This is a genomic window from Caballeronia mineralivorans PML1(12), from assembly GCF_001028175.1.
Taxonomy (GTDB): Bacteria; Pseudomonadota; Gammaproteobacteria; order Burkholderiales; family Burkholderiaceae; genus Caballeronia; species Caballeronia mineralivorans.
On sequence record NZ_AEJF01000029.1, the window covers coordinates 1 to 466 of the forward strand.

1 pseudogene is annotated in these 466 nt (G+C 59.2%); it reads left to right on the plus strand.

Annotation, left to right across the window (positions count from 1 at the left end):
- A pseudogene (locus EOS_RS04600) lies at positions 1-465 on the plus strand (hypothetical protein); the annotation flags it as partial.
- Position 466: the final 1 nt, after the last annotated feature.

Sequence of the window (466 nt, forward strand, 5' to 3'; positions counted from 1 at the left end):
CCGAGCGCGAAGTGCGGCATCAACTTCTGCGTAGCGGACACGGGTGCGTCCGATGCCCTGTGGGATGGCATGCAGCCGGACGGCTCGGGCGGCCACCCGGTCGTGCGCTGGGACATCACGACTTGGCACAACTACGAGGTGTACGGCGACATCTTCAACATCGGCCAAGACGGCGCAAGCCCGGGCTTCGATCTTCCTACTTACTGCAAGGCCCGCTACGGCGTTCCGTTCATCATCTCCGAATGGAACGCAAACCCGGAAGATTCGCAGGCTTTCCGTGGCACATACATTACGTCCCACCTCGGCGAGTTCTACCAGGCACGCAAGACGCACAACATTCAGTCCGTGATTTACTTCGAACTCGATAGCGGGAACAACACGTGGGGTGTTGTGAACAATGGCGTCGCGCTCAATCCTCCTTTTAGCGCCTTTGCCAGTTTCACCGCCGCCAATCCGGACAACTGAG